Below are 19,729 nucleotides of genomic sequence, written 5' to 3' on the forward strand. Positions count from 1 at the left end.
CACCGGTGCGATAGTTTCGCATGACAGCACGCGTGTGTCGCGTCACGCGGCAGTGTTTCGACAAGGCAAGTGGAAACGTCTTTCTCACTGCTTCGCAAGAACCATGCGTTTTCCACGGTTGCTACGCTGAACTATACCCCATGACTATCCAGATCTCACAAAAGCGGCCATTTGGTGACCAAGGTTCAAGTCGATCGGCACGCTAAGTTGGCCGAGATTCACCACAGCACCTCGACGAAATTTCCTGGTCAGCGAATCTGAGCGTTTTCAATTTCGTCGAGTGCAAGATAGGCCGTGGCAATGCTCTCGCCGGCAAATTTTCGTCGCCATAATTCGCTGGTTTTACTGTTTGAATTCAGAGTACGGCAATACAGCCATACCGAGACGGCAAATCCGATCACTCCGACAACCAACGAAGGGACTAGTGCATTCCGATACAGCACCACCTGGTCGAAGCCAACGGCAACGCAAACGGGAATCCACATCAACCACCACACAAACCCGATGATAACGCCGGCACGCAAATACGCGGATCGCACACTATCGAGATTGCCGCGAATATCATCAACGGATTTCGAGTAATCGATTCGTCGGATTCGGGTGCACACGAGTGCCGCTTGTGAAATTACAATCACGCCGTAAACGTGCACCATGATACCGCTGGCAAGCCGGTGTGAAATCTGCGTGTTTCGTGCCCAGCACTGCACGCCGACCAGAATCAAAGCCACGCCAAATAGTGCCTGTAACACTTGCCAACGGAACAACGGTCGCAGGGATGCTTCGACGCGATCCATCAACTGGCGACGCGTCAGCAACAATCGCCCGGCGAGTTCCTGTTGCGCCAAGTTCGCGGAATTGGTAGGCATTACCACTGCGTCGGAAGTGGCGACGGAAGCAGCGTCGTGGATCAGCGTGGGCGCGAGTGCCGATTCGTTGGCAGACGTGATTGACTGCATGTCCGATTTGATCTGGCTAGCGCGCTGGTAGCGCCGCTGTGGTTCTTTTTCGAGAGTACGAAGCACGATGTCATCAAGCCGGACGTCGATCTCAACTTTCGTCGACGGCGCTGCAAACCGGCCAATCGGAAGCTCGCCCGTTAGCATCTCGTAAATGACAACCCCTAGCGAATAGATGTCGGCTCGGTGGTCGACGTTGTGCGTGCCTTCCAGCTGCTCGGGCGCCATGTACCTTGGCGTGCCCATGACTTGGTGAGTTCCAGTCAGCAGAGATTGCTGATTTTCGCTACCAAGGATTCGCGAGAGTCCGAAATCAGCTACCTTCACTGCGCCATCGACGGACATCAGAATGTTCTCGGGTTTGATGTCGCGATGCACAACGCCTTTGTCATGGGCATACTGCAGCGCATCGCAAAGATGCGGGACGATCGCGAGCGCGTGTTTGGGCGACAACTCGCCAGCCTTCACGACGTCCCGCAGCGTCGAGCCTTCGACGTACTCCATCAAGAAGTAATACGTGTCGGCGACGTGACCGAACTCGTACAGGGCGACGATGTTGGGATGATTCAGTTTCGCCAGCGTGCGTGCTTCACGAGTGAAACGCAGTGCGAATTTGACGTCGTGACCGAACTCCTCGGGCAGGATCTTGATCGCGACCACGCGGTCGAGTCCTTCTTGGCGAGCCTTGTAGACCGCCCCCATCCCTCCGGCCCCGATCAGTTCAATGATCTGCAGCGCCGGAAACAACTCGGCCAACCGCTCGACACTCATCGGTGCAAACGCGCCGGTTGGCTTAGCGTCCTGGCTGATCGCATCATGGATGACTTTGGCATCGGCGGGGAACCGGTCGATGTATTCCTGCGCGGATGGTGTCTCCCCACGACGACGCCGGTAATCGACTTCCAACGCGATCAGTTCGGCCAACAGCGCGTCACGTTGGTTCGGCGAGTCTTCGGTGTCGCCCAGTGATTCGACAAACGATTCGATCAGCGACTCAATCGATGGCGGTTGTCCGGATTGCCATTTTTGTTCGAAATCGGCGCAGAGGTCATCGATCCGCTCGAGGGCTGCGATCGGTAGTTTTTTCATGCGGATTTTCATGATGTTCGAAGACTTCCTGGTGACATTTTTCTCGGATCAGGTGCAGACGTCGCTCGATTGTCCGCTCGGAGCAGCCAAAACGCTCGGCGAGTTCCGCATTTGAATAACCCTCTAACTTGGCACCCGCTAAATCGCTGAGTTGCCCGACACCCAGATGAGAAAAAAACTCCGCAACCGATTCCTGCATCATTAACACCATTTCAGGCGACGGCTCGTCCCCGATCGCTTCGATCAGTTTGCCATCATCGCCAGTTTGATCCAACGATTGAACCTGAACGTCGCCACCACGTCGCTGGCGTTTGTCGTGCCTTCGCTTGTCGACCACCTTTCGTGCCGACATTCGCAGCAACAGACGCCAAAGATCGTCGCGATCGGACAAGTCCGGAAACCGCCCATTTTCAGCCGCGACGTAAAAGCTGTCGAAGACACTCAGCACAATGTCTTCCTCGTCCGAGACTGCTCGATTTTGTCCATACAGTCGGGCGCGAACCGCACGCACGAGACGGTCAAAGTAGTGCTGCCAAATCTGATTCGCCGCGGCCGAATCACCAGCCTTCACCAAATCAATCCAGTAGCTGACATTCGTGCTTTTCGACATACAACAAAACCGTCCAATACATCATGAACCGAGGACCAAGATCAAGCCTCAATGGTACCACTTCTGCCGAGTGATGCCGGACACAGATGTCCTGCATGAAGTCTGTCGGTGGGTTCAGGACGCAACGAAGCTGCCTCGCAATCCGGTTTGTCTGCGGGCACCGAAGGAGCATCGGCAACCAACACCTATTTGCAGTGCCAGGCATTTCAGCGGGAGACCGAATTCGATAGTCAGTTGTTCATCCGAAGAGACCTTCGCCGGCTATCCAAAACTGGTTTTCCCGGACACACCTCGACCTAATTTCTTCTGACTCGCATTTATCGCGACGGCAGCACGGGGACCTGTTCAGACATAGCCTGAAATTTCTCCAGCCAAGCTGCGGTGATGGCGTGCGCGATCGTGGCATCGGACTTCTGCTTGAGTTGCTCGGAAGTTTCTCCCCAGTAGAAACTAATCCAGCCGTCGGTAAACTTGGCCGATCGATCAATAAAATCAGCAAGTTCCGCCGCAGAACACTTCAGCGGGAACATCTCTTCGACGATCAACGGTTTGCCAATATCGTAAGCCTTTAAGGCAGTGATCGCTTCGTCGACCTTGTCTTTCTGAGGATAGAAATGCACCGATGCGAAATCCAGACGCTCACTCACTTCTGGTGAATAGAACAACGGCTTTCCGCCTCCAAACGCGAACACCCAAGGGATCACGCCGACGGTGACCAGGTGTTGATCGTCGTGTTCTCGAATCGCATCAACCATTTGATTGACCCACGCCTTAGCGATTTCCTGGCGAGTGCGACCATTCAGATCGAGCGTCAATCGCTGCACAAAGAACTTGCCGCCGAGCTCACCGGTTAACCAGTCACGGTCAGAACTATCGACCACTTGCTTTTCCGCGGGAAAAATCGGCTCGTTCATCAGGTCATAGCAAAACACAGCAGGACTATCGCGGCAGACTTTTGCAATCGATCTCCAGAAGAAAGCTTGCGTCTGCCAGCGATCCTGTTCGTCCAAACGGTCGTACCACTCAGGAACGTTAACTTTGTGGTAGCAGGCCAGTCCTGTGATATCCAGATAAAGCCCTTGATGCTCGGCCAGCTTCAGCAGCTTTTTCAGTTGATCCACTGCCGATTGATTCACCTTGTCGGCAGCGTCAAGAAACTTACCGACTTGCAAATGAATGCGAACACAATTTGCACCGAGCGATTTGATTTCAGCGAAGTCTTCCACCACTTCGTCCCAACGCTCGATCCAGTATTCATCAATCAATTCACCGGAGCCGTTGTGGTCATAATTCACACCCCAAACACGAAATCGTTGCTGAGTTTCTGCGAGAACAAAGTGATCTCCATCGTCAGAAACGCGAATGGGACTCAGCGTCTGAGCCATCGTGATATTAGTGATGGAAACGCTTAGTAAGCAAAACAGAATCGTGCTCGAAACTGCGTTCAAAACGTGCATTGAATCAGGCCTGCTCGGGGGTTGAATCATGACTGCCGCACCGGATCCTTCCAGACCGGAAGTCTAATGCATCTTATTTGAATAGAAACATCAGGCTTGGCTCCGCCAAGGCAACGCGGACGCGTCCACGTCGCCCATCAAGCACCCGTACGCCAACGGGATCGATTTTACGGTCGGCCGGCCGTGTCTTGGGCGTTTATTTTGCTATGTTTCTGCATCCACGCAGGCGTTGCCCCCAAACCACTACTGCTTCTCCGCAGCGGCTTTTTCTTTCTCGGCTTTCACACGGGCGGCGTGGCCGCTGACTAGCCACTTTGGTAGTTGCTTTTGTTGTTCGGCAGTCAAGACGTTGATGATCGCGTATCGATAGTCATTCCAGACTCTGCCGACCTTGGATTGGGCCGCAACTTGCTCTTCGGTGTAGTCGGCTTCCTTGCTGGCTTGGGCAGAAAGTTCCTTGCCCTTGATGCCCTTGGCCTTCAACGCCTCGTAGGCTTCGCGGCGTTGCTTGGACATGCTCCAGGTGATGCTTGCGGTTTCGAAGAGAGCCTTTTGCTGCGCGACGGCTTTCTTCTGAAGTGACTCCAGTTTTTCTTTTTGCTCGTCCGTCAGATCTTTGACAGCTTCCTTGATCGCGTCCAAGGACTTGGGGCGATCCGCAGGTTGTGTTTCCTTTTCGGTTTTTACTGCAGCATCTCGAGCAATCACGTTTGGGGTGCCGGCACCCGTTGCCATGCAAGCGATGCTGCTGATCAGGATTGTGCGAATGAACATGAATGACCTTGGGAGGAAAGGAGAACTTAGATAGTGGCTAACTACACAACGCCCCTGTCGGGCGGATGTTATCGTAATTCGCAGCATGTCCAAACGCATTAGCCGTTTCGCTGTCGCGCGAATCATCACCCATTGTCTTGGATTGGGGACTTAATCGATAAGACGTTGACGACTGTCGCTGCCAATTCGACCTGGAACTTTTGCTGTGATGAAATTTTAGTGACGCGTTCTTCCGTTTGCTTCGGCGCTTTCGAAATTGGACAGCAGTCGTTTTGCAACGTCGGGGTGCTGATCAACAAGGTTTGACGTTTCACCACGATCGTTTGACAAGTCGTAGAGTTCGTGGCCTTGGTCGCTGTCGCTGCCGTATCGCACAATCAACTTCCACTGACCCGAGCAAACAGCGACCGAGCTGTCCTTTCCGTTTCCCTGAATGAAGACCGCTTCCCGTCCAGCGATGCGATCTTCTTTCCCTAACAGCACCGGCAGCAGGCTGAAGGAGTCCTCTGCCGCATCCTTTGGCAACTCACTGCCCACGACTTCTGCTGCTGTGGCGAACAAGTCAGTCATATTCACAGTGCAGTTTGACGAACTGCCTGCACCAATGTGTCCGGGCCAGCGTGCAATGAACGGGATGCGATGCCCGCCCTCGTACGCATAGCCTTTGCCGTCTCGCCAAGAGCCATTGGTGGCATGCCCCAGTTTCTTAGCGTCTTCTTTGGCGGTCTTGAAACGGGTGCGTATGTCACCCGAATCGTCGGCGAGGTTCAGTCGTACGCCGTTTGTCCCTTTGAAATCCTTGGGCGTGGAGCCATTGTCGCTAGTAAAAATGACGATCGTATTCTCGACCAGATTCAGTTCCTCAAGCGTGCGCAGAATCGATCCGACATGCGAATCTAATTCTTGAACGTGGTCGCCAAACAGTCCCGCGTCACTAGTGCCACGAAACTCCGCTGCCGGAGTGACGTGAGTGTGCGGGGCGCACGGAGTGAAGTACAAAAAGAATGGATCGTCAGCATTCTTGCGAATGAACGCGATCGCTTTCTCGGTCAGTGTGCTGTCGACTTGGTCGTCGACACGCGGTTGAGCGAGCCCTTCGGGGAAGTCCGTTCCGTTGACAATACGATATTCTTGGCCCGGTATTCTGCCCACGAGATCGTGATCTTCAATAAACACTCGTGTTGAATCGTTGTGGTTCGTTGGTACGCCGAAGTGGTAGTCAAAGCCAACTTCCAATGGGCCCGTGATGGGCAGCTTGTTCCAGTCTTTGCTGTAACCCAAGTGCCACTTGCCAATCGCCGCCGAAGTGTACCCGTGGCCTCGCAAGAAAGACGCGATCGTTGGTCGACCGGAGCTAAGCCGATAACCATTTCCCTTTTTGTGCAGCCGCCAGGGAGATTGTCCGGTAAGCAGTCCGTACCGCGAAGGCGAACATAGCGAAGCGGCTGAATGGGCATCTGTGAATTTCATTCCTTCGCTTGCCAGACGATCGATGTTGGGTGTGCTGATCTGAGTCGCCCCATAACAGCTGACGTCTCCATATCCCAAGTCGTCCGCAAAGATGACGACGATATTCGGCTTCGTAGTTGGTTTGGCGATGGCAGCGGAATGCTGGAAGACCACCGCAGCAAATAGAATTGCGGCAAAGCGAAGAATCACTAACGGTTTTGTCACATCAAGACTCATCGTCGAAATCCATGGAACGGGGGCAAAGCACGGGCCCAAACATCATAGGCAAAAAGCTTCCGCTGGATTGCCGTGCGTGTATCGATTCCAAAGCCTTTTAGCCCAGAGCTTTGCTGGCGTATTGAATTGCTGCTCCGAGTTCTCCGTCGGTGTTGATGAAACGGCAACACGCTCCTTCAGACGAGGATCGCCCGCGATACGGATGCGACGTTTTCAGTTTCTGACTGATCCACGCCTTCAATGGATCACGACCAACGTCCGGTTCGTAGCCCGGTGCAGCTACGACGACGTGCACATGATTCGATCGAAGATCCAAACACAGATCAAAGTGGGTCAGGCCTATCCGGTGAAGCACAACGGACCAAAGAGACCCGCCCTGTTTGGGAGAGCTTCGCTCGGAGTCACTTAATGGACGACCCCGAAACCCGAGCCTCGTATCTAGCAAAGACACCGCAACCAAACTGTCGGATTACGACAACCAGCGGCATCAGCGTACTAGGCTCTGGCACACTAACGGCGTTGAAAGCGTAAAGACGTCCCCCAGAACGTTAGCCTCTATTCCGATACTCGCTCGCGTGCCGGTTGCTTGCCAGCGATTGTTCAAGAATGGGCGTCGACGAGTTGATCGACTGATGGAGCAAGGAGACGGGGAATCGCTATCCGCGCCAGACGCTTGATCGCAGAGCGGCGATCGCCTTTCTTGCCGAGTGTTAGGACAGGGCAATAAAAAAGGACTCACGGCTCGAAAGCCGTAAGTCCTTTGTCCGCAAGTAGTACCGAAGGTGGGAGTCGAACCCACACGAGGTTGCCCTCACAGGATTTTGAATCCACTCAATCAGTCTTGGATTTGGGCTGACAAACCAACGCTATCCCAGCGAATCGCCGGACGAGTATCGAAACTCACGTTGAGTCTGAATTGTAAGCAAGTTGGGCCTAAATGGGCAGTCCTGCCACTGATTTGCCACTGATTTTTCGAACTGGATCTGAACTCCAGTTGGCCAAGTATCGACGCGGAAAATGCAGTTAGTCAAACCAAAGCAGAGGTTGAACGGATATGGCATCGAACTTGATCGGTAGGAATCGCTCGCTAGGCTTTTAGCATCGCGTCCCGCGACGGTTCACATTCCCCGCAAAAGAGACCCGTTCCCCCTCAACCCAAATCGGAACCCAGCCCAGCTTCTGGCTTGTGAAAAATATGGAAGCGACTGACTTCGGTGGGTGCCGCATGCGTCTTCTGAGTTCGGTGTGTTCCGTTCATGCTCCGTTGCGGGGTGTGAATCGAATGAACCAGAACAAGGATGACACCATGTACGATCGCAATAATCGACGCAAACACCGAAGGAACGAGAGACAGCAGATCAACTTCACCATTCAGCTCAACCCAGCGGATGTTGATTTGTTGCTCCGGCTTTTTGTTTTCCACAGTATCGCGAACCTCGTGTTCGTCACCGTGGTCTTCGGGTTTGCCGTGTACTTTCTGTAGATCTCTCTGACCCACGTTTGCGCGTGGGTCTTTTCGTGCACGAGCGTCTTCCGTCGCTCGCAAGACTATTCAGAAAAAGTTTGGGTCAGAACGAACTTGATCGCAGCAGATCCATGGGTACGCTTGGAGCATGAACGGTGTCGATCTGATTTCTCGCCATGTTCGTTTCCCGTAATAAGAGCCCCGTTCCCCCTCTACCCAAATCGGAACCCAGCCCCTTCTGGCTTGTGAAAAATAAGGAAGGAGTCGCTTTCCGCCATCGCTTCAAACCTTTGTTTTGCTTGTTGGTTTCAGCAGTCCACCAGTACTGCTGAATCGAATGAACCCAAAACAACGGAGACACCATGAAGACGAAACGGAAAACGACGGAAAAAGTGAGTCGTTCATATGTAGATGCAAGAAGACGAGAACAGAATGCCAATGCAATTTTGTTCTTGATTCTCTACGCAGTCATAATGACCTACGCGGCCATTTTGTCGACGACTTAAGTTTTCCTGACCTGTGTTTAACAGCACAGGTCTTTTTTTTGGATATCACGAATGGGCTTAGAAAGCAAATTTGCCAGCGAGAAGACGAGAGGAAGGGTGAGGAGAACCTCACCCTTTGCGGCAACCTGCTAATGGTACTGAAGTTTTCAATAATCCTTTGGCAGCAAAATGGTGGTTGACGAACGATCCGCTTCAGTGATTACCCAAAACGAAGCACCGGTAACGGTCCTATACACTGACATGATGCGTGCGTCGTTGAGTAGAGCCCATTCGTTTTGCTGAGCATCGTGTTCGTCTACATCGCCCCAATCGCCTTGAACGTGACGCCTGAACGCCGTTAACACCTCTTCTTCGCTCAGCAGATGTTGTGCAGCGGGCGTGATCGTGAGACGTCCCAATGGAAACTTTGCTGCCATGAAAAACCTCGTGTGTTTGAACCTTTAAGAGCCTCCTTTGGGGCGTAGCACGAGGAGGTGGTGATGTCACGTTATGAGTGAGCACTCCGACGAACATTGGCTACAACGACAAATGTGCTAAAATCTCGCTGAATTCGATGAGGTCGGTGCCGAAACACGAACGAAATAGATGGGGACAGCTGCGAAATGCCAGGTCTTAAGCGAGCGTATGTACTAATTGGTGTGAAGAAGGCCAAGACGCTTCCTGAACTGCAGGCTGTTTGGGAAAATGTTGCGGAAATGCGAGAGTGGGCGGAGAGCCAAGGTGCTAAAGCGCGTGACGTGATCGCGATTACTGATGAGGAAACACCCGTCACAGCGGATCGCATTTACCAAGCGATTAGCTCACTTTGTGACCTTGGTACGATCGATCAGTTGGTCGTCTACTTTAGCGGCCACGGCGTCAACAGCGCTCGGTCCGAGTTCTGGTTGCTTTCAGATGCTGTGGAGAATCCGAACGCCGCCGTCAATCTTTCAGGCAGCATGGACTTAGCTCGATACGGCGTCATTCCTCATGTCGTCTTTATCTCCGATGCTTGCCGAACGGCTGCTTCGGGTATTCAAGCACAGTCCGTTATTGGTCAGAGTATCTTCCCAGTGAAGAGTTCTCCAACTGGGGCACGCTTTATTGACGTGTTCTATGGAACGGCAATCGGAGACCCAAGCTACGAGGTTGAAGATATTGACGAGGCAGTTGCTGGATACCGAGCTGTGTACACAGACGCTTTGGTATTCGCTCTCAAGGGACATTACGCTGACATTCTCAAACGATCCGAGGACAACAAAACCGATTTGGTCTGCCCGTGGCCACTACACGAATTCTTGAAGCGTCATGTGGCAGGCAGTCTGTACGACCTTGGAATCAAGGACAAGTACCAAACGCCTGATGCGATTATCAGTTCGAGAGATGATGCCTACTTGTCAGCGCTGCCGGTGGATCGCCAAAAATCGACGCTTGAGTCAGATGGACGCTCGGAGGAAGCGACAGAGTTTGCCGATGTTCTGTTGAAGGAAATGGCTTTTGCTTCGGATGCAACGCAAAGAGTGATCGACGATGCACGTACAGTTGATATTGTTTCGATTCATGACGATATCACTCGAACAACGAGTCCTTGGCCAGAGGGTTTAGAGCCAATCAAGGCCGAGAAAATTCGGTTCGCTGATGAGGTCCGGGAAACTTTCAAAGACTTTGGACCGAAAACGTTGCCCAATCAGCGAGGCTTGAAAGTCCGGGGAGCTAAGGTTGTCGACGCTGTTGCCGCCGGCGTCGAAACGAAAGTGTCCGAATCTGGCTCGGTCGTCGAATTCTCAACTCGCGGTCCCACCATCGCCAACGTGCTTGTGGTAGTCGAATCAGGACACGGGGTCGTGATCCCAGGGCTGCAAGGATACCTCGCAGGGTTAACTTTCGACCAGGAAGTTATGACTGACTTGTCATTCGTCCCAGACGAAGCTTCAGACCGCTATCACGCATACGAACGGCGTCAGAAGGAGATTCATGGCCTGCGCACTGTCATTGCGGCTTCGTCACGTCGCGGAAGATTTCGGCTAGGCAAAGGCGACGAGGAACTTGCTCGTCGGATGCAGTTGGGAAAAAGCGTCGACCCAGGTTTGGCATTGTATGCCGCACATGCCTATCGTGAACAAGGAAACGAACGCTGGCTCAATGAGATGGCAGGGTTCCTTAGGCGCGACCTGAAGGTCGATCTGTTTGACGTCGCATTGCTTTCTTCAACACCTGAAAAGAAGTTTCCGCATTCCGAGATGCGGCGGTTGGCTCCGTTCGCGCCCTTGATGTCGCAGAGCTGGCCGATTCTGCAAGTGCGAAAGCATGATCCGCCTGCGCGGTTACGAGGCATTGAGCAACACACCATCAAGACTTCGCTCTGGACCGTTTACGCTCCGGAAGGAGTGGACCTAATTCGTCAGAGCATTCAAAAGGGAGAGATTCAATGACACGCCAGTTGGTTTTTGTGCATGGACGATCGCAAGAAGGTAAGGACTCAGGAGAACTAAAAGCATCGTGGATTGATGCCTTCAAGAAGGGCCTGGAAAAGAGTGGCCTCGATCTACCGATCGCGGAATCGGATATTCGCTTCCCTTATTATGGTCAAACGTTGTTTGACCTAGTCAGCGGCGTAGACGATGACGAGATTGCTGATGTTATTGTCAGAGGGGAAGCCGATTCTTCACCTGAAGTTGAGTTTGCCAAGAAGATGCTCGATGAGATGAAGGATCACTTCGGCGTTACTGACGCTCAAGTGAGGGCAGAGGCCGATTCGGCAACCCTTGAACGAGGTATCGCTAACTGGGAATGGGTGCAAAACATTCTCGAAGCCCTCGATCGCCATGTTCCTGGAATGAGTAAGGCAACCGTTGCGTGGATCACGAAAGACGTATACGCGTATTTGAATAATCCAGGTTTTAAGGCAGCCATCGATAGGGGAGTGGGGGCGGCGATCACGCCCGGCGTGGAAACGGTTGTTGTCGGACACTCATTAGGATCTGTCGTTTCATATAATTTACTAGCTCGTGACGGGAAAGATCTTGGATGGAAAGTTCCGCTCTATGTCACACTCGGATCGCCGCTGGCGGTGACGGCTATCAAAGAGTTGCTTGCCCCGGTCAAGCATCCTTCCTGCGTCAGCAAGTGGTTCAACGCAATGGACGAGCGGGATGTGGTTGCGCTCTATGCGCTGAATGGACACCATTTCTCCGTCGATCCAGCAATCGAAAACAAGACTGACGTCGACAATTTTACTGACAACCGGCATGGCATCGCTGGCTACCTTTCCGACAAAGTGGTTGCGAAGCGAATCTTCGATGCCCTGACGGCGTAGTGACCTGGATCTGAATCGGATGAAAGAACCTCCTCCACCCAATCTCGTGCAACTGCTTGCTGACCTCTTTCCCTTTCCTAGCGAGTCGCGGACTTTCATACTCGACCTTGGAGCATCGGCGGACCTTATTTCGTTTGACGGTCCAGCGAAGGCTCGATGGGATGGAATTCTTCGAGAACTGGTGAGACAAATCACGTATGAGGCTATTGTCGCGGTCCTGAAACGCGAATACGGCAAGCTGCCTTGGGATCTCTACGACAATTGTTTATTGGATCGCCGACCAAACGAGCAGCTGCTTTCGCTTCGAGATGATCTCTGGAAAGGCAGCCTTTCGGGTACGGAACTCGAACGTCAATTGTCGAGCCAGTCAGAACTGCTGCCCATTCAGTTCCTTGAATGCGGGGTCCATGCCAGCCGAAGCGTTGCCAAAGTCTTCGTTCCTGGCTTTGGATCGGGGACTGGGTTTCTCATTGGCGGAAATCTACTCGTTACCAGCAATCATGTGATTAGCAATGAACGACGAGCCAGCCAAGCGAAGATTACGTTTGACTTTCAAAGTCGTCCAGATGGTTCGCAGTCCGAAGGCGTTTCTCTCGAACTTGATCCTTCGGCTACATTCATAACGTCAGATGAGAAGGAAGACGATTGGACTGTGGTTGCTGTAAAAGGAGCACCCAGCGAGCAATTCGGGGCGTTGAAGCTGGCGTTGGAACCAGCCGAGATGCATTCGCGAGCCACAATCATCCAACATCCAGGTGGAGGTCCGAAACACATTGCGTTGGCGAACAATCGAATTGCCTACGCGGATACGCATTCGATTCACTACCTCGCGGAAACGAGCGGGGGATCGTCCGGCGCTCCGGTTTTCAACCTCGACTGGGAAGTGATCGGTATTCACAAGAACGGCGGATTTGTGATTGAGCATTCGGCTAAGTCACGTCGAATGTTTTTCCGCAACGCTGGCATTCCGATCGCGTTGGTCCGTCAGCGTCTAATCGACGAAGGGTTCATGACAACTTAGGTCGAGTTCAATAGGGCAATGGTCAATCAGTGCGTTGACATCATGGTCTGCCGCGCCGTCTTGGCGAACCTGCCAGAGTAGATTCCCAATGTGCATTTGCTTCGGATCGCGACCGCGTCGCAGCATCGCGACCGTTTGAGCCCAGCGGTCCTTGCCACTGCCTTCGAGCGGTATTTCGCAAAGCTCACCACCAGCACGACTCCAAAGCGAGTTGTGCGATGGGCCGGACGGATAGCTCACTGAAAGTACATCGACTGCCTCAGCCCACCATGCATCGTCGGGCATCGGGCCTTCATTGATTCCGTGGATGTATCGAGTGAACATGCCGAACTGTTTTCGACAGGCTTGTAGGGCCGGAAATAGATCAATGCGTCCCAAGTTTTTGTAATCATTCAGCAATGCCTTCGCCAAACGCCACCAGTCACGTTGCTGAATGAACTCCCCAAGCTTCGATGCGTTTACTTCCGACAAGTTCAAATTGGCCGACAGGTAGCGTACGCGAAACTGGGCAAAGTCTTCCTCGCCCAGTTCGTCAAAATTCTCAAATGTTTGAATGGCGGCTCGAAGGTCACTTTCCTCATTGGCGGGCAACAGCTCGGCTCGATACCTCTCGGCGAGAACTTCAGCTCGCAGCACGGGTTCAAGTACCGTTGCCTTCACTGAAGAATCACCAGCGGCCTGAAACCAAGCTTCAGCCGTGGCCTCCAATACGGTTTCACGATCAATTGACTCAAGTCGTGCCCATACCAATGCCCGATCAGGGACTTCCAACACATTGGCAAAATGCGATTGCGAAAGCGCATGCACATACCGTGAATCAGTCAGTTCGCCGCCCGCAATTGCCTGCCAACTTAGCTGGATATTCTGATCCATTTCGTCAACTGATCTCGGCAGTGGAAGAGAGTGTTCGGCAAAATGACAGAACACATGCCTCCAGCATGGCGAGAGGTAATCAAACGAAGCCATCAAAGCACCGTCGTGCTCACAATCTATTGCGACCTGCACCCAATAGGCTACAACGTCAGACTTAGACGCCTCCAAAGCAAAGCGTTTATCGCCAAGCTGTGCTGATAGCTCTGCGGCTCCGAGTGTCAAATCAGACTTGAGCGCTGCTTGCTGTCTCATCAATTCCGCAGGCGAAAGCAATTTGCTCCCGACGCGAACGTGCAGGCGAATCCAATTTTGCTGCTTGCACAGATTCAGAAGCTGCGTCGAAGCGTTCTCGCAGACTCTCTCCGCTGCGTGGAGGATTAGGCAGTCCTCGAACGAAGGTGCCATCTCTACGGAATTTTCGATCCAATCCGCCACCGCTGGTTGCTTCATTTGACAAAATAATTCAGCAACGAGTTTCGCGGCACCAGGAATACAGTTTTCAACGGCCCGTTTTGTTGCCCGCAAAACTCCTTGGGACCAAGGTAGACTTGACGCTGAGATGGCCTCTTGAACGAATAGGGTAGGGGCTTCGTCTGCGTCGACAAGCAAATCATAGAACCTTGCGTCACAGGCCTGCGAAATTCGCTTCCGCCCATTTGGGTACGCATCAACAGTTAGATTGCGAAGGAACATCAGGGTCTCAGCGGGGCCGCCCTTTACACGGGATGCCAGTTCCTCGCAAACCTTCTTCTTAATCGCCAGACCTTCAGTGGGTTTTGGTGACAGCCTCCCGACGGTTCGGAAGAGTGTAGTCACCTGCAAATCTGTCTTGTCAGGCAGATCTGTGTATTTCAGGTAGCATCGCATCAATGCTGGCAGGCTCCGAAGACTACCTAGATTCAGACCAAGTTCTTTTGCAAACGAGTAAACTTGTTGGCGCGTCGCATGACTTACCAACGGGTTCACCGCCACGGATGTCTCATTGTTCTCCGAAGACAGGCGGACAATCTGATGGGCATTCCAGCGAGCGATTCGTTCCGTCGGTGAACAGACCAAGTCGTAGCCTTGACTCGCCCCGTCACTGGGCCGGCAGGCAATGCGAAACTGAAAATCGGGACGGGCCACTTCGGGAAGCATTTTCCAAAGCCCGATGAGAACAGAACTGAAGCCAAGCAAGCCTTCCCACACAACGGGCAGCTTCACATCTTCTGCCGCGAGAGCACCGAAAATGGCAGCAACGGGTTTGTCTGGTTCGGCGGTCTCTTGGTCGACCACTTCCGTTGAGAGTGTTACTGGACTGACTTTGCCGGATGTTACTTGTAAGCGGCCAAGTTCCGAAACCACCACTCCAAGGTCATCGAGTTGCGTGACACTTTCGGCTGGGGCAAACAGAGCTACTGTTCTGGCCATCCCTGCACGCTTCGCTGTCGTGTCGCGTATGGTGCTAAGGAAAACGTAGTTGCCATCCAGGGCGAAGCCCGCAAGCATCGGCTCGAACCCTTCCGATTCAGGCAGATCAATCGGAAGGTCGGTGTGGACCACGAGCCCCTTTGGCACGGATTCGCTGGTGGACCATAGCATTCCGTGCTCAGTGCCTTTTTCGCCGAAGATCGCGACGTCGAAACTAATTCGCATCGCTAGGCTTTAGGAGTTGAGACAGGACGACGGTCAAGTCTTCCGTTTGCTTTCCTTCGGTTCCCACGACGTAGCCTTGGCTCGACGGCCCAAGCTTGGCGAATTCGGGGTCTGGCTTTTTCTTATCCAAGGATCGTCCGAGTGCGGAAAGTCCGTACACGTTGACGCTGTCTTCACGCCAGTTTGAAGTGATAAACTGGTGCAACAATGGAAGACGCCCCTGAAGGACTTTGGCTGGAGTTCCAGAGGGGTTGATGATCTCATCCCAGCATGTCATCAGAATGGTCAGCTTAGGTGATGAGAGCCGCGTGACTCGGTTGAGTTGCCCTGCAAAAAGCAGTATCTGCAAAAGTTCGACAAGCCCAACCTGAGTTTCAAGCGTCAATCGACAATCGGTTGATTCACTCTTTTTCTCGTCTCTTGACTTCAACTCCAATTCAATCGGCTGATCGACAATGTTCTTGAAATCTAAGATGGTGTCTGGGCGGATGAACAAGAGAATTCCATGAGCGGACATCAGCCTCGATTGCCAAGCTTCATCAACGCCCCGCGTCGCAAGCATCTGCGAAATCTGTTCGCCACCGTAGTCGGGCCAGAGTAAATCGAAATCGTTGCCTTCGTCATCAGTCAATAACAAGTCTGCGTTGTCGTACTGCGCAGTGCTGGTGTGCTTGGCGGCTAGCCCGCGATTTAGCCGATCCAGACCTTCCTGAAACAGTTCTTGATTTGGCATCGCCCTCAGTTTGAGCCCGCATGTTTTAGAACTCAGGCGACCGTAAAGTTGAAAGGTGTAATGGGATTTCCCGACATTCGGGCCACCAACCATGATGATCGACTTTCCAGCAGTAGAACTAGACATGACCGTTACCTCGATAACTAAGGAATCGGTCTTCCGGGTTTCCAGTTGGACAATCCGTTTGAAAATCAATCGCAACCGGCTGCTTAGTTGTCGCAAATTCAAGCGTGTCTTTTAGCGATTCAACCATCATCTCTGGATCGTTGCCCTTTTGCGGTCTCACTGACATTCGGAACGACGTCGCATCTGGAAGTTCGCGGGACAAAATCGTTTCGACTTGTTGCTCAATCACGCCGTCAATTTTCACGTCGCTCTTGGACCAAACGATACCCACGGGCTTTTCATTGCGTTCCTCTGCCAAACGCATCGCCATAGACTCAATTGTGCTTCTGGCCACACCCGGTTCGTCGCCGGCCAGTGCGTCGGAGTCAACGAAGAACAGGTACGCATCGGCGTTGCGGATGGTCCAAACCGCACCGGGATACATGGACTCATCCGGGTTGCATGCCCAAGACGTGAACCACTCGCCGGGAGCGTCTGTTAACAGTATTTCTTGCAGACCTTCATCCTCATTTGTGCGAAGTGTGTAGTGAAGGAGGCCGGGGACACGCTCATTTGAGTTTGGAGTGTGCGGCGGGTAACTCGGCGGCAAATTCTTGTCGCGTGGGTACTGCATCGACTCGATAATCCGTTGCCAGCCGCGAAGCGTCAGCGAGCCAGCAAAACTGAAATCCTTGAGAACCGGTTCTCGCAGGCAAAGCAGATGAATTGCCGCCAAATACGTTGTCTTTCCGGCATTGTGTGGGCCAACTAACGCGATCACGTGAGGCCGACGCTGGACTGAAACTAAATTGATGTCCAATTTGGATAGGGCATCACTGTGCCACGGTGCAACTTGGGTGTCATGCTCTGTCGAGGATTCCTCAGCAGCAATTTCTGTGGTCTGCCAATGTTCGCAAGTGTAGCGATCATGGTTTCCGTACAAGCACTCTCCGGTCTCATTGCATTCAGTCTGCGAGCAGTGTGAGTCTACGCCCATAATTCCGCCCCCATGAATTCAGCGCACTTGATTTCACGAAACATGATCCGTGCAAGCTCGCCTACCGGCATGGTCGTCGCTTTTGCGTAGCCAATTCGTTTTGAAACTTGGGGTGCCTTAAGCGTCTGCCGTTGCAATTCCCCGGCGGCTTCAAAGAGTCCCAGGGGAGAGGTCGTATCTAGCGGCGTCGTCAGCGATTCGGGCAGCAAAGCAAAGAACTCGGCCTTGGCTAGTTCCTTGACAAAGGTCTCGACCTTGACCTCCGCACCGGACACAAACTTCTGTGTTTGAACGGCAAGGAAATGCTCCACGCTGAGTGGAGCGGCGCCCATTGCGACCTCCGCGATGTCAACCGCCAACGCTGCGGCAGCTTCTTTACCTTTGAGTTCACTGTAACCACAACCGAACCGAGGGGAGTAGGCCGATTCTGCGAGCCAAAGCAACTCGGTTCGCGCATTCTGGGCCTGGTGGCTACGCACTGCTTCTTCACGAATCACGTTGAACTTCTTGGAAAGGTCTCCGGTCACTTTCTCAACGCTTGTGATCACCGCTGACTGTTGAGAACTAATAGCCGCTGTGATTGCGGAAGAGGCTTGCTTGGCAAAATGTTGACCCCATGGGCCAGAATTATCCATCGTATTGGTGTTCCCGTTCTCGAGCGCATTGCCATCCGTTCCGGTTCCAGTCGTCGCACAGAGCAGGGCTTTGTTGATGGTGTTCTTGACCTCCGGTACTGCGATCGAAGAAACGTACTTCCTCGGCTTTTCAATCGTCGATCGCCATTCATCGCACGCACGCTGCTCGACTCGTTTTCCTAGCTCCTGCACATGACCGACCACTGGTCGGACTCGCTCGTCAATCTCGCCCCGCGTAATCGCATTTACCGACGCATACCAGACCAACGCCAAAATATCTGCGTCTTCGTTGATGCCTTCAAATACGGCTTGCCAGCCAACAGCGACCAACATTGGGATTTTTCGCTCAGGGCCAACGCCCACGAATGTCGGCCAACTGACCTCGACCTTTTCGGAAATATTGACAAGGGCAGGCGATTCGCCATCCACCGACGGCACCAATGTTGCCCTGATGAAGCGGACTAACGCAGGCAGGTCATTGGCAAAAACGCTTGAAAGGCTCTCTGCGGACTCGTTTAGCGTTTTTAGGTGGTCCTCGCTGTCACCGACCTCAATAAGCCCGTCACGCAAATACTCTCGGATGAAATTTTCCACTGAACCCTCGTGCTGCTGCCAGACTGCTGTGCGGACGAATTCCCGATTCGCTGGCTCCAAAACAGTCCGCTAATTGATACTTACCCGCTAAAGCTAACGCACTCAATGGACGAAAACAAGAGAAGAGCATTGAAAAATAGTCCATCTTGCGATACAGTTAAGAGCAACCCATATGGAACAGAGCGTGTACATGGACCATTCCCAAGAACAGTCGAAAGATTTAGTCCACCTTTCGCGGCTGGCTTTGGCTGGCCGCGTTCAGGACGTACAGACGTATGTGGTTCGCATGGCACGCCGCTACAAGAAGCGGCTCCCAGAGCTAGGTGAGCAGCTCAACGAGATCGTAAAACAGGCTCCAACTCGCCAGTCGCCCTTGCGAAGTGAGACTGTCGCGGCCATTCCCGTTGACCGGGATAGCCGCTTGCAGCTTCTGCGACACGAACTTTCGCCATCTCTTGACCATGCACCCATTTGGACTGGATCAGTCGAAGCGTCGCTCAAGCGAATCGTAATGGAGCACGAACGCCAGCAAGAGTTACTTGACGCTGGCTTGGCGCCGACACGAACGGCAATTTTCACCGGACCTCCAGGCGTTGGCAAGACAATGGCGGCGCGATGGTTGGCTCAGTCGCTCCAACGCCCGTTGCTGACGCTTGATCTATCGGCGGTAATGAGCAGCTTTCTTGGACGAACCGGAAACAATGTCCGGCACGTTCTCGACTACGCGAAGGGTGTACCTTGCGTACTCTTACTAGACGAACTTGATGCCATCGCAAAACGACGCGATGATGACCAGGAAGTTGGCGAACTCAAGCGGCTGGTGACGGTTCTTCTGCAGGAGGTGGATGATTGGCCCGAAGGAGGCTTACTTGTTGCTGCGAGTAATCACGCCGAATTACTTGATCCGGCGGTTTGGCGACGCTTTGAAAAGAAGGTGGAGTTCGAGTGTCCTGGACGCGATGCGATTCAATTGGCTGTGAATGTGTTTCTTGGCGGGCATGAAGAGATGTCCAACGCTTGGCAATCCGCGTTGGCATTTTTGTTTGCGGGCATGTCTTTTAGTGACATTGAATGCGAGGCGACAGAACTGAAGCGACAGGCCGTGCTGGAATCAAGCACGCTGGAAGAACGATTGATTGATTTTGTGCATCAGCGAATCGCCTCGCAAACGAAGGCTGGGAAAAAGCAGGTGGCTGCGGCACTGGTCGAAGCTGGAATGTCGCAGCGTGCGATCAACGAATTAACGGGACTCAGCCGCGACACCATTCGCAAGATTGAGCTGTGAGGGAAAACTGAAA

Annotated in this window: 15 protein-coding genes; 4 read left to right on the plus strand and 11 right to left on the minus strand. The window is 53.0% G+C overall.

Annotated elements, in window-relative coordinates:
• Nucleotides 1-248: 248 nt before the first annotated feature.
• The 7 genes from Poly59_RS10605 to Poly59_RS10635 form a co-directional block, all read right to left on the minus strand.
• Entirely contained in the window at nt 249-2,045 is a 1,797-nt protein-coding gene (locus Poly59_RS10605) for a serine/threonine-protein kinase (RefSeq protein ID WP_246151537.1), read from the minus strand.
• Nucleotides 2,005-2,655, minus strand: coding sequence for an ECF-type sigma factor (locus tag Poly59_RS10610; protein ID WP_146534022.1), 651 nt, complete (start codon nt 2,653-2,655; stop codon nt 2,005-2,007). The genes Poly59_RS10605 and Poly59_RS10610 overlap by 41 nt, the downstream gene beginning before the upstream one ends.
• 317 nt (nt 2,656-2,972) lie before the next feature.
• Entirely contained in the window at nt 2,973-4,112 is a 1,140-nt protein-coding gene (locus Poly59_RS10615) for a cellulase family glycosylhydrolase (RefSeq protein ID WP_146534023.1), read from the minus strand.
• 243 nt (nt 4,113-4,355) lie between these two features.
• Nucleotides 4,356-4,886, minus strand: coding sequence for a Spy/CpxP family protein refolding chaperone (locus Poly59_RS10620; RefSeq protein ID WP_146534024.1), 531 nt, complete (start codon nt 4,884-4,886; stop codon nt 4,356-4,358).
• A gap of 216 nt (nt 4,887-5,102) precedes the next feature.
• A complete protein-coding gene (locus Poly59_RS10625) occupies nt 5,103-6,572 on the minus strand; it encodes a sulfatase family protein (RefSeq protein WP_146534025.1) in 1,470 nt (489 codons plus the stop codon).
• Between the two features lie 1,150 nt (nt 6,573-7,722).
• Complete coding sequence (locus Poly59_RS29370; RefSeq protein ID WP_186776159.1) at nt 7,723-8,070, minus strand: hypothetical protein; 348 nt, start codon at nt 8,068-8,070, stop codon at nt 7,723-7,725.
• A gap of 619 nt (nt 8,071-8,689) precedes the next feature.
• A complete protein-coding gene (locus Poly59_RS10635) occupies nt 8,690-8,959 on the minus strand; it encodes a hypothetical protein (RefSeq protein ID WP_146534027.1) in 270 nt (89 codons plus the stop codon).
• A gap of 186 nt (nt 8,960-9,145) precedes the next feature.
• Between Poly59_RS10635 and Poly59_RS10640 the strand changes: the two genes are divergently transcribed.
• The 3 genes from Poly59_RS10640 to Poly59_RS10650 are packed head-to-tail and all read left to right on the plus strand — an operon-like array spanning nt 9,146 to nt 12,859.
• Nucleotides 9,146-10,954, plus strand: a complete 1,809-nt coding sequence (locus Poly59_RS10640; RefSeq protein WP_146534028.1) for a caspase family protein — start codon at nt 9,146-9,148, stop codon at nt 10,952-10,954.
• Nucleotides 10,951-11,838: an alpha/beta hydrolase gene (locus tag Poly59_RS10645; protein ID WP_146534029.1), complete on the plus strand. Its 888-nt coding sequence runs from the start codon at nt 10,951-10,953 to the stop codon at nt 11,836-11,838. Before Poly59_RS10640 ends, Poly59_RS10645 begins: the two co-directional genes overlap by 4 nt.
• A gap of 19 nt (nt 11,839-11,857) precedes the next feature.
• Nucleotides 11,858-12,859, plus strand: a complete 1,002-nt coding sequence (locus Poly59_RS10650; protein WP_146534030.1) for a trypsin-like serine peptidase — start codon at nt 11,858-11,860, stop codon at nt 12,857-12,859.
• Here Poly59_RS10650 and Poly59_RS10655 read toward each other — a convergent pair.
• From Poly59_RS10655 to Poly59_RS10670, 4 genes are read right to left on the minus strand one after another with little or no spacing between them, the layout of a single operon-like run.
• Entirely contained in the window at nt 12,830-15,367 is a 2,538-nt protein-coding gene (locus tag Poly59_RS10655; protein WP_146534031.1) for a GAP1-N1 domain-containing protein, read from the minus strand. The genes Poly59_RS10650 and Poly59_RS10655 overlap by 30 nt on opposite strands.
• A complete protein-coding gene (locus Poly59_RS10660) occupies nt 15,357-16,226 on the minus strand; it encodes a TRAFAC clade GTPase domain-containing protein (RefSeq protein WP_146534032.1) in 870 nt (289 codons plus the stop codon). Before Poly59_RS10660 ends, Poly59_RS10655 begins: the two co-directional genes overlap by 11 nt.
• Entirely contained in the window at nt 16,219-17,148 is a 930-nt protein-coding gene (locus tag Poly59_RS10665; protein ID WP_146534033.1) for a TRAFAC clade GTPase domain-containing protein, read from the minus strand. The genes Poly59_RS10660 and Poly59_RS10665 overlap by 8 nt, the downstream gene beginning before the upstream one ends.
• A gap of 44 nt (nt 17,149-17,192) precedes the next feature.
• Nucleotides 17,193-18,431: a GTPase-associated system all-helical protein GASH gene (locus Poly59_RS10670; protein WP_146534034.1), complete on the minus strand. Its 1,239-nt coding sequence runs from the start codon at nt 18,429-18,431 to the stop codon at nt 17,193-17,195.
• Nucleotides 18,432-18,621: 190 nt separating this feature from the next.
• Between Poly59_RS10670 and Poly59_RS10675 the strand changes: the two genes are divergently transcribed.
• On the plus strand, nt 18,622-19,716 hold the full coding sequence (locus Poly59_RS10675) for an AAA family ATPase (protein WP_146534035.1): 1,095 nt from the start codon (nt 18,622-18,624) through the stop codon (nt 19,714-19,716).
• Nucleotides 19,717-19,729: the final 13 nt, after the last annotated feature.

Source organism: Rubripirellula reticaptiva (assembly GCF_007860175.1).
GTDB classification, from domain to species: Bacteria; Planctomycetota; Planctomycetia; order Pirellulales; family Pirellulaceae; genus Rubripirellula; species Rubripirellula reticaptiva.